Consider the following 10,556-nt stretch of genomic DNA (forward strand, 5'->3'; position numbering starts at 1 on the left):
GACCTTCCAGTGTTTGACTATACCTCCATGGTTGAATTCTTCGTCGATGGCCTGACACGCAAACCGTTCAAAGGACTCCTTTGACGAGGGATGCCCGTGGGGGTCGTAAGAGAAAACTGCGATCCTCATGGTACACGGCTGATGCGCCCAATAGCCGGATCAAAATCGACGGATTTAGATCTGTTACGATTGCTCACCCGCTGCTCGCGATACAGGCGCACGCGCAGCCCTTGCGGTCTCATAATGTTTGGCTCGGCAGAGGCAGTCATGTGGGTTTCACCGGCTTGACTGCCGTCGCCCTGCCATGGCCGACAATTGCAAGCGAGGTGCACAGTCCCTCTTCCGGGAAAGAAGACCGTACGAACAAAGCACAATCACACGTAGTCGTTCTGGCGATTAGCGATGTAACTGTCCGCTCGATTGTGAATAGCGCTAGGAGCAGTTGCATATTCCAGGACGTCAGCGACGATATAGAAGGACTGAGTACTTACTCTAGCCGGCTTGGCATCCTTCCAACGAGTATCAGGGAAAGACCATGCATGTAGACGCAATCGTTCAACACCTTCTCGATCGCCAGGATGAAATAGTTGAAAGACTATGCACCTTCTTGCGTCTGCCAAGCGTAAGCACAGACCCCGCTTTCATAGAAGGGATGCGGGATGCGCAAGCATTTCTAGTGGACTGGCTGGAGCGCATTGGCTTGAGTGATGTCCAACTTCTTGATGGCGGCGGTCACCCAGCCGTTTACGGGGCTTGGAACGGGGCGCCCGGGAAACCCACTTTGCTCATCTATGGACACTATGATGTTCAACCTCCCGACCCGGCAGAAGCTTGGGTAACTCCGCCTTTCGAGCCAACCGTCCGCAACGGACGGCTCTACGCGCGCGGTGCATCTGATGTTAAAGGCTCGACTGCCATCGCACTCGAAACAATCTCTGCCTTTCTGCAAATCCGAGGCGCCTGCCCCGTGAACGTGAAAGTCTTTTTAGAGGGGGAGGAAGAAACCAATAGCCCTAGTTTGCGCCCGATTGTGCAACGATACGGCGACTTGCTGCATGCTGACGGAATGATATCTGCTGATGGCGCGCGAGCGCATCCGGAAATCCCGACAATAAATGTCGGCTCGCGCGGGATTATTGAGTTTGAGATTTCAATCCGAACCGCCGACAAGGACCTTCATTCTGGTCGTTACGGCGGCGCGGTGCAGAACGCCGCACATGAGATGGCGAAGATCATTTCTTCATTACATGACGAGAATGGCGCGATTGCGATCCCGAGCTTGTTGGCGGCCCTCCCTACCGTCTCTGTGAGTGCCCGAGCTGACGCGGCCAGATTTCCCTTCGACGAGGACGCTTTCGTCAAGGACGTTGGGGCGCGCGCCCACGGGGAAGACGGGTTTTCGATACGTGAGCGGCTAACACTTCGACCGGCCTTGGATGTAAACGGAATGTGGGGAGGTTACACAGGGTTCGGGGGTAAAACAGTGATTCCAAGTACTGCCCACGCTAAGCTATCGTTGAGGATCGTGCCCGGACAGGACCCCGAGCAAGTTTCTGACGCCCTGAAGGTTCATCTTCGCACCGTTTGTCCCCCGGACGTTCAGCTCTCGATCAACGACCCGGAAACTGGGAGCCGAGCCTTCAATCTACCTACCGAGCATCCACTTGTGCTTGCGGCAAAAAAAGTGTTGTCTGAGGCGACCGGTCAAGAGCCAGTGCTTGTCCGGCTGGGCGCGTCGATCCCCATTACCGTGATATTCCAGGAGCTGCTGGGGATCCAAACGCTGATGTTCGGATTTGCCCTTCCGGATGAGGATATTCATTCACCCAACGAATTCTTCCGGTTGGCCTCGTTGGCGGAAGGCCTTTCTGCGTGGCCAAGGTTGCTAGAGGAAGTCGGCAAACACAGCGCCGAAGAGTTTCGATCGTTGTCCGCAGCGGCTGAAAAGGCGTAAATTTAAGTCTGAGCGAGTGTTTAGTGCTTCGGATGACGGGTCTTTGCCAGACAGCCCTGTTCTCGGAAATATTTAGCAGTATGAAGACTTGTTGTCCGATAGCTCGTTTCGAATTCTTCCAGCGGGGTTCGAGGCAACCATAAGACTCTATGTCCGCCTCTGTCGGTGAGGTCGCTCGACCTGCAGTACGTGTCCGAGGGTTGCTCGGGCGGGCCGAGCCGATCCTCATCACAGGAGGACGGGCCCCGGCACATTACAGAGAAGCATTTGTCGGAATCGATGTCGCTAAGCTGATCAACGCGATTGCGGATGGGGTGGGATGGAGAGGTTCGCTTCTTTGGCGAAGTTGGCGCATCGTGAGTATGCGCCGCGTTGTTGCGTTGTTAAGCGGATCGCCGATCTAGTTGTGCCTAAATGGTGCCGTCTTCTGTCATCTCAAAACGCGATGGTACAGTTCGCATCTTTATGTTGGCGAGTCCAACGCCAAATGCGCATATTTGACAGAACTAGTCGACTCGTCAATGGAGGGTGAAGTGTGCAGCTCAAAGATTTCCCTCTCGCGCCCGGCAATGGCGCATTCTTCTGTGACTACCAAGCTGCTAGCCCGTTTAGCCCGACTGAGAACCGCATGATCTATGGCGCAATTATACCGCCTGGATTCACGGTCATCCGCATTTGGCTGAAGGACCGGGGGATCGCGATCCCCGAAATCACCTACATCGCGAAGCGGGGCGCGGAAACCTTCTGCGACTTGTCCCGACGCCTGTTCATTCAATAGCGGGATCGGCATGCACGGCTATTCGGCTTTTTCCATCCTTCGCAATGGGCTCACCGGTCAAAGGCACTGGCGGCGCGCCTGGCGGTCCCCCGATCCGAAGTCGGCCTACGATGTTGTTATCGTGGGCGGCGGCGGGCACGGTCTGGCGACCGCTTTCTATCTCGCCGAGAACCACGGCGTCCGCAATGTCGCCGTGCTGGAGAAGGGCTATATCGGCGGCGGCAATGTCGGTCGGAACACCACAATCGTTCGTTCGAACTATCGGCTTGACGGCAATACCCAGTTCTACGAATTTTCGATGAAGCTGTGGGAAGGCCTGTCGCGGGCGCTCAATTTCAACGTGATGTTCTCGCAGCGCGGCTTTTTGCTGATAGCCAATTCACCCGGCGAACTCGACACCTTCGGCTATCGCGCCAACGTCATGAAACTGAACGGGATCGACGCTGAATTGCTTGATCGCGAGGAGGTGCGCCGGATGGTGCCTTATCTGAATTTTTCGGAGAAGGCGCTGTACCCGGTTCACGGCGCGTTACTTCAGGGCCGGGCGGGCACCGCGCGCCATGACGCGGTGGCCTGGGGCTACGCGCGCGCCGCCGACGCCTACGGCGTCGACATCATCCAAGGCTGCGAGGTGACGGGCTTCGTCCGTCAGGGCGAGCGCATCGTGGGTGTCGAGACGACGAGGGGCCGAATCGGGGCGGGGAAAGTGGGGCTTGCCGTGGCGGGGCACACCTCGGTGCTCGCCCAGAAGGCCGGCCTTGAACTGCCGATCGAAAGTCATATCCTCCAAGCTTTCGTGACCGAACCGATCAAGCCGCTGGTTCACCACGTGGTCGCCTATGGCGCCGATCACTTCTATGTCAGCCAGTCGGACAAGGGCGGGCTGGTGTTCGGCGGGGGCCTGGACGGCTATAATTCCTATGCGCAACGCGGCAATCTTGGCGTCGTTCGCGAGGTCGCCGAGGCTTCGATCGCGATGATGCCCTGCATCTCACGGCTGCGCATCCTGCGACACTGGGGCGGCGTGATGGACATGACGCCCGACGGGAGCCCGATTATCTGCCCGACGCCCATCGACGGGCTCTACCTCAACGGCGGCTGGTGCTACGGCGGCTTCAAGGCCACACCTGCTTCGGGCTGGTGCTTTGCGCATATGCTCGCCAAGGGCGAAGTCCATCCGCTCACCGCCGCTTATCGGCTTGATCGCTTCCGCACCGGTCGCACGATCGACGAGGCAGGCGCCGGCCCATTCACCTGGCTGCAATAATTCGAGAGGCGGAAAGATCATGCTGCGCATCGAATGTCCCTGCTGCGGGCCGCGCGACCACGACGAGTTCCGCTATGGCGGAGACGCCTCGGTGACCCGGCCAGCGTATGACGATCCGGATTTCGAAGCCTGGTACCGTTACGTCTTCGTGCGCGAGAACCCGGCCGGCCTGCACCGCGAATATTGGCAGCACGTAGTGGGCTGCCGGCAATGGCTGGTCGTCGAGCGCGACACGCGGAGCCATACCATTGCCTCGATTCGCTTCGCTCGGGAGACGCGCGCATGAGGCGGCTCGCTATAGGTGGGCGAATCGACCGCTCGCAGCCAATGGAATTCACCTTCGACGGCAGGGCGATGACCGGGTTTCGCGGCGACACGCTCGCCTCGGCGCTGCTGGCGAACGGTGTCCGCCTCGTCGGCCGCAGCTTCAAGTATCACCGGCCGCGCGGCATCCTTTCAGCTGGGCCAGAGGAGCCGAATGCGCTCGTGACGTTGGGGACGGGCGGCCGACGCGAGCCGAACCTAACGGCGACGACGGTGGAACTCGCTGATGGGCTCGTTGCTGAAAGCCAGAACCGCTGGCCATCGCTCAAGTTTGACGCCCAGGGCATAAATGGCCTGTTTGCGCCCTTTCTGTCGGCAGGGTTCTACTACAAGACCTTCATGGGTCCGACCCGGCGGGCCTGGATGTTTTATGAACACTTCATCCGCAAGGCGGCGGGGTTCGGCCGTGCGGGAGAGGAGCCCGATCCGGATCGCTACGACGTCCGCCATCTCTTCGCCGACGTGGCGATAGTCGGCAGCGGACCGGCGGGGCTCTCCGCCGCTCTCGCGGCGGGCGAGGCCGGCGCCAGAGTGGTCCTGATTGAACAAGATTTTGCACTCGGCGGCACGCTTCTGTCGGATCCACAGGACAGTGAGTCAGCGGCCTGGCTTTCCGGAATGCTGGCACGGCTCGCCGGAATGCCGAATGTCTCCTTGATGACGCGCACCACGGCGTTTGGCGCTTATGACGGCAATGTACTCGGGCTCGTGGAGAGGCACGGCTCTGGAACCGCCGATCCGAAGGAAGGCCAGGCGCGCCAGATGCTCCTGCTTCTGCGAGCGAAATCGATCGTTTATGCGTCTGGGGCGCTTGAGCGACCGCTTACTTTCGCCAATAACGACCGGCCCGGCATCATGCTGGCCTCCGCGGCGCGGATCTATCTGAACCGCTTTGCCGTACTGACGGGTACGCGCGTGGTGGTTGCGACTGATAACGACAGCGCCTACAGAGCGGCCTTCGATCTTGCGACAGCGGGGGCGGAAGTGACGATAGCTGACAGCCGCGCCGAACCGATACATGACCTTCGGGAACAGGCGCGCCGCCGGGGCGTCGCCGTCCGTACGAATTCGCTGATTGCCAATGCTTTGGGGCGTCGTGCCGTACGCGCTGTTTCGCTTTCCGAACCGGGCGGTGCGGCCACGGTCAGATGCGACCTGGTCGCGGTCTCCGGCGGCTGGTCGCCGACCGTGCATCTGACCTCCCATTTCGGGGTGAAGCCGGTTTATCGCGAAGACATTCAGACTTTTGTTCCCGGAAAGCTCGGAGCGGGGCGGTTCGTGGCCGGTGCTGTCATGGGAGGCTTGACCACAGCCGGTGCGATCGAGCAGGGGCATCGTGCAGGAGTTGATGCATCTGCGTTCTGCGGCGCAGCGAAAGCGGTTCAACAACCCGTCAGGCTCGAACTTACTGAGATCGATGCGGGACCTGATGATAGCCCCCTCGGCACCTCACTTCGCCCAGCACCTCTCGCCCAGCTTGTGAGGGGAGGCTACGGGAGCCCTGCTATATTGCCGGAGCTTCATCGCCCCCGTCGTTCGGGGGAGACGTCGCACGCGAAGCGAACCCGCGGGGGGGACGAAGAAGGGGCTAAACTTGCCGCGGGCAAGGCCTTCGTCGACATACAGATGGATGTGACGACGCAAGACATAGCTCTGGCTCACCGCGAGGGTTACGAGTCAGTCGAGCACCTGAAGCGCTACACGACGCTCGGCATGGGCACCGACCAGGGCAAGACCAGTAATTTCTATGCCCTTTCGGCCATGGCCGGCCTGCGCGGCATGGCGGTTCCCGAAGTCGGCACCACAACGTTCCGGCCGCCCTATACACCGGTCGCCATCGGGGCGCTGGCCGGGCGCAGCATTGGCCATCATTACAAGCCGATCCGGCGCACGCCAATGCATGACTGGCATGTCGCCAACGGCGCGCAGATGCTGGAGGGCGGGCTCTGGATGCGGCCCTGGTTCTATCGTACTTCCGGTCGCGACGTAAACGAGGCCTACGTCGCTGAGATGCGGATGGTGCGCGAGACCGCCGGGCTAATGGATATCTCCACGCTCGGCAAGATCGACGTACAGGGACCAGACGCGGCCGAATTCCTTGACCGGGTCTATGCTAACGGCTTTGCCAGGCTGCCGGTCGGCCGCGCACGCTACGGCATTATGTTGCGCGACGATGGCATCGTCTTTGACGATGGCACCACGACCCGGCTCGGTGAGCGGCACTTCTTCATGACGACATCGACTGCGAAGGCCGCGGACGTAATGTCCCGGCTCGAATTCCTGCTCGATACCGCTTGGCCCGACCTCCGCGTTTCTGTGACTTCGGTCACCTACGAATGGGCAGCGATGTCGGTCGCCGGTCCGAACAGCCGCGATATCCTGGCCGCCGCGTTTCCCGATTTAGACGTTTCGAATGAGGCGTTGCCACATATGGGGCTACTCGAAGAGCAATATCGCGACATGCACCTGCGCATTATCCGCCTTAGCTTTTCAGGCGAGCGGGCTTACGAGATCTATGTCGGCGCGAGCTTGGGCAACGAGGTGTGGTGCCGGCTAATGGAGGCCGGGGCGCCTTTCGGCCTGAAGCCTTACGGCGTTGAGGCCTTGGGCGCCCTGCGCGTCGAGAAGGGCCATATCGCGGGGCCGGAGATCGACGGCAGGACAACGCTCGACGACCTAGGGCTCAGCCGCATGGTGGGCAAGCGCAGCGGCTATGTGGGGGAGGTGCTTGAGCGCCGCGAGGCCTTTAGCGACCCGGCGCGCCCGCGGTTAGTCGGGCTGCGCTGCTTCGAACCCGGGAAACAGCTGCACGCCGGCGCAATCCTGTTCAGGCCTAACGAGTCGCTGCAGGGCCACGGTCTCGGCCGCATCACCTCAGTAACATACAGCCCCGCGCTCGACGCTTGGGTGGCGCTCGGATTGCTTGCCCGGGAGGCAGCGGTGGAGGGTGCCGAGATCGTCGCTGCTTCTCCGATCATCGGCCAGGCTGTGCGGGCCCGGGTAGTCTCACCCATATTCCTCGACCCGAAAGGAGAGCGGCTCCGTGGCTGATAGCTCAACCATGGCGGGATTCGAAATGGCGGCGGATGACTGTGTGATCGTCCAGTTTGAGGGCTGGGACGGGGCGATGGCGCAATTTGAGGCGCAACTGCGCCGGATGCTGGACGGGCCGCTGCCGAACGAAGTTGGTGAGACCGTTCGTCATGACAGCTGGGTCGTGATCCGCGTTGCGCCACGCAGGTTCTGGCTGCTTGGCGATGACCCGCTGCCCATTAGGGATATCGATCCGGAACTTGGCTGCACGCTGCCGCTCGGCGAAGGCAGGGTGCGGCTGCGGCTTTTCGGCGGGGTTATCAAACATGTGCTGGAGCGGTGCGTCGCGGTTGACTGGAAGACACTGGGTGAGGGACGGGCAGTCCAGACCGGCCTCCATCGCGTGCCAATCCTGCTGCTGCGCAGGAGTGCGTTCGAATGCGACCTACTCGTCCCGCGTAGCTTCAGTAAGAGTATGACGGAGTGGATTGCCGACGCTTCCACTGCCGGTCCGTGACTACCGCCCCGAAGCAGTCGAAGTCGCTGCAATCTCGCTAAAATTAACTGCCCGGTACTGCCGTCATTGTACGTCGGAGAATGGCGTTGACGCCGTGAGATCGGGCAACGGGTTGCCCGTACCCCGTACCTGCCGCGATCACGCGGCCGCGACAGCGTCGTCAGCTGCTTTCGAGCGAGCCGAAGCTCATCGCGTATCAACGGCTAAACGGCACCCATCCGGTGAAGCTTTCAATTACCCACATCGTCGGCGGGGCTATTGCCCCGGATGAATCTGCCGTGATTCTGTTCGTGACGCCGAATCACGGTAAGCGATGTTCTCAGGCCACTGCGCTGAGTTCGGGAGCGCGGCCCGGCGGCAGCGACAGTGCTGCCGCCAGAAGCGCCGTGATCTCAGCATCGGTATAGATGTAGGGCTTTGCCCGCCGCGCCGGCGACACAGCGTCTTGAGGTGGCACTTCCGTCAGGGGGTCGAAATGAGCGAGGTGCTGAGCGAAGCAGCGCACATCGGTCAGGCGGATGGACCAACTCGGTTGTCGGCCGATCAACGTCACCCACTTCATTGCCAGCGCCGTGGTGATGGTCTCGGCGCCGCGAACCTCCATGAAGGTGACGAAATCCGACAACCGTCGGGCGGGCCCGTGGTACTTGTATCCCAACCCCTGGCGCATGCCTACATAGCGCTCGAGCGCTGTTCGAAGCCGGCTCATTCGGCACCTCCCGGCCACGGCAGGCTCAGTTCGCGCAGCTTCTCGATGTCGAGCTTGGCATAGATCCTTGTGCTGTCGATGCTCCGGTGGCGAAGCAATTGGCCGATCTCGGCAAAGCTGGCCCCCGACCGCAGCAGGTCGGTCGCAAGGCTATGGCGGAAGAGGTGGGCACCGTGGTGCGCATAGCCGTGAATACCTGCCCGCTCGAGTGCCTGCTTCGCAATCATCGTGATGGCGCAGCCGGAGGCAAAGCCGACATGCGGAGCAAGCGTTCGCACAAACAGGCGGCGGCACGGTGAAGCTGGTCGCCCATGCCGGATGTAAGCGACGATAGCTGTGCCGACGTCGTGGCGTAGCGGCATCGTCGCTTGTCGCCGCCCCTTGGCATGGACAAGGATCTTGCCTGACCGCCAGTCGATGTCATCAAGACTGAGGGCCGCAACCTCGCTGGCGCGCAAGCCGAGCTTGGCCAGGATCATCAGAACTGCATAGTCCCGATGCCCCATTGCCGTGGTCCGATCGCAGGCATCAAGAACCTGCTGGACCTTCTGTGGCGGCAGGAAGGTCGGCAGGCCCGCGAGCCGCCAGCGGCGGATGGACGGCACGCAATCGGCCAAGGCCACCGAAATGAAGCCCTTCAGATGCAAGTAACGCAGGAAGGCGCGCACCACCCCGCACATCGCCTTGCCGCTGTCGGCGGAGCCATCGAGAGCATGTCGCTCGACATAACCGATGACGATCTCCGGGGTAAGCGCTGCAAACCCCTCTGCGCCAGCCGAGCAGACCTCCTGCAGAAATCGGTGTGAGAGCAGCTTATGGCTTTCCACCGTCGAGGTGGCGAGCCCTCTCTCATTTGTGAGATAAGCCGCGAACACATCAACAATCTGCTCGTGCTCCGTGCGCTCAATCGGAGGCACGGCTGGTATCAAACCTTCTTGCCGTAATGAAGAAAGCAAGCGCCGGAGCGCCGATCGGTCCCCCGAGTCGAGGCTCCAGTGTTTGGAACGGTGCTCAAGAAACCGGTCAACGTGAACTTCGCTTAAATCGTGGGGATCGTGCCCGTTGCCAACATGCCAGTCCATCAGCTCGCGAAACAGGCTCAGCGATCGCCAGGTGCATTGCCGACCAAAGCCTTCGTTCGACAATCTGGCCGCGTAAATGCGGGCGAACTCGCCATACGACCCGTGGATCAGCTTTCGATAAAGTGTGCTGCGTTGCAGATAGTCACTTGCGTTCATGTGTCCTCTCCTTCGCATCAATTGCGACGGAGAGAGCCTAGGCTATGCCGATCCTGCTACCGCTACGTTACGGAAAGCATTGGTAAAAACTTGCTCACTCGGCATAGTTCGACGGTCGGCATAATGCAGAGCGTTTTTAGCTTGGCGTCGCGCAGAAAGGCGGCTGGCGAGAGCGCGCTGTGGTGGATCGCGACGGTGAGCTAAAAACGTGTTGGACTAAGCCGCCGGCACAGGTGGCCGCTATGGGCGTTCAATTGAGGCCGTGCCCATGAACAGGCATGGCGTGGGCGCGGATGCGGTCGTGGACGCGGCGATTGCAGGGGTCGGTGCGCCGAAAGCGGCACGGATATCGGTTGCGGCAAGGTGAGGACCGGCGCCGCGTCCTGCCGGGAGAGGCTGCCCGGGGGTGATGGCGGCGCACCTTCGCGGGACCGGCTCGGTTTTGCGGCCGAACGGCGCGGGCGATACGGTGACGACGAAAGCTGAGCGCTTCTTTCATGATGTATCCCAGTATGGCGGGGGTCCGGTGACGCCGTCGAACGTTTCGATGACGATCATCCGCCCCTGATGACAGGCCGGGCATTGCCGGAGGGAATGCCCGGTAAGGTCCTCGTAGCGGTCGCGGTAGTCCTTCGCCGAGCAGCTGTTCGACGCCTCTGGAGCCGGCATGCCGAGCAGGTCGCGGCAGTGGGCGAGCTTTTGCGCGCGATGGCGATTGCCGAGGAAGCCGTAATAG

8 protein-coding genes and 1 pseudogene are annotated in these 10,556 nt (G+C 61.1%); 6 read left to right on the forward strand and 3 right to left on the reverse strand.

Annotated features, from left to right (window positions below):
* Window positions 1-535: 535 nt before the first annotated feature.
* The 6 genes from D3227_RS38855 (at window position 536) to D3227_RS38885 (ending at window position 7,873) form a co-directional block, all read left to right on the forward strand.
* Window positions 536-1,954: a dipeptidase gene (locus D3227_RS38855; RefSeq protein WP_120019288.1), complete on the forward strand. Its 1,419-nt coding sequence runs from the start codon at window positions 536-538 to the stop codon at window positions 1,952-1,954.
* Between the two features lie 535 nt (window positions 1,955-2,489).
* On the forward strand, window positions 2,490-2,732 hold the full coding sequence (locus D3227_RS38865; RefSeq protein ID WP_120019289.1) for a hypothetical protein: 243 nt from the start codon (window positions 2,490-2,492) through the stop codon (window positions 2,730-2,732).
* A 10-nt stretch (window positions 2,733-2,742) separates the two neighbouring features.
* Entirely contained in the window at window positions 2,743-3,999 is a 1,257-nt protein-coding gene (locus tag D3227_RS38870; protein WP_120019290.1) for a sarcosine oxidase subunit beta family protein, read from the forward strand.
* Window positions 4,000-4,018: 19 nt separating this feature from the next.
* Entirely contained in the window at window positions 4,019-4,285 is a 267-nt protein-coding gene (locus D3227_RS38875) for a sarcosine oxidase subunit delta (RefSeq protein WP_120019291.1), read from the forward strand.
* A 41-nt stretch (window positions 4,286-4,326) separates the two neighbouring features.
* Complete coding sequence (locus tag D3227_RS38880; RefSeq protein WP_208646587.1) at window positions 4,327-7,374, forward strand: 2Fe-2S iron-sulfur cluster-binding protein; 3,048 nt, start codon at window positions 4,327-4,329, stop codon at window positions 7,372-7,374.
* Entirely contained in the window at window positions 7,367-7,873 is a 507-nt protein-coding gene (locus D3227_RS38885; protein ID WP_245452136.1) for an aminomethyltransferase family protein, read from the forward strand. The genes D3227_RS38880 and D3227_RS38885 overlap by 8 nt, the downstream gene beginning before the upstream one ends.
* A 319-nt stretch (window positions 7,874-8,192) precedes the next feature.
* Here the strand turns inward: D3227_RS38885 and D3227_RS38890 are convergent, their stop codons facing one another.
* The 3 genes and pseudogenes from D3227_RS38890 to D3227_RS38900 all read right to left on the reverse strand — a co-directional run.
* On the reverse strand, window positions 8,193-8,582 hold the full coding sequence (locus tag D3227_RS38890) for a hypothetical protein (RefSeq protein WP_245452137.1): 390 nt from the start codon (window positions 8,580-8,582) through the stop codon (window positions 8,193-8,195).
* Entirely contained in the window at window positions 8,579-9,820 is a 1,242-nt protein-coding gene (locus D3227_RS38895; protein ID WP_120019293.1) for a site-specific integrase, read from the reverse strand. Before D3227_RS38895 ends, D3227_RS38890 begins: the two co-directional genes overlap by 4 nt.
* Before the next feature lie 495 nt (window positions 9,821-10,315).
* Window positions 10,316-10,556 (reverse strand): annotated as a pseudogene (locus tag D3227_RS38900) (IS91 family transposase); the annotation flags it as partial.

Source organism: Mesorhizobium waimense, assembly GCF_003601975.1.
Taxonomy (GTDB): domain Bacteria; phylum Pseudomonadota; class Alphaproteobacteria; order Rhizobiales; family Rhizobiaceae; genus Mesorhizobium; species Mesorhizobium waimense.

What these genes read in the sequence shown, in the direction of transcription:
- D3227_RS38890 (WP_245452137.1), bottom strand. Translation starts at nt 8,582, where the DNA reads ATGAGCCGGCTTCGAACAGCGCTCGAGCGCTATGTAGGCATGCGCCAG.
- D3227_RS38895 (WP_120019293.1), bottom strand. Translation starts at nt 9,820, where the DNA reads ATGAACGCAAGTGACTATCTGCAACGCAGCACACTTTATCGAAAGCTG.
- D3227_RS38875 (WP_120019291.1), top strand. Translation starts at nt 4,019, where the DNA reads ATGCTGCGCATCGAATGTCCCTGCTGCGGGCCGCGCGACCACGACGAG.
- D3227_RS38880 (WP_208646587.1), top strand. Translation starts at nt 4,327, where the DNA reads ATGGAATTCACCTTCGACGGCAGGGCGATGACCGGGTTTCGCGGCGAC.
- D3227_RS38855 (WP_120019288.1), top strand. Translation starts at nt 536, where the DNA reads ATGCATGTAGACGCAATCGTTCAACACCTTCTCGATCGCCAGGATGAA.
- D3227_RS38870 (WP_120019290.1), top strand. Translation starts at nt 2,743, where the DNA reads ATGCACGGCTATTCGGCTTTTTCCATCCTTCGCAATGGGCTCACCGGT.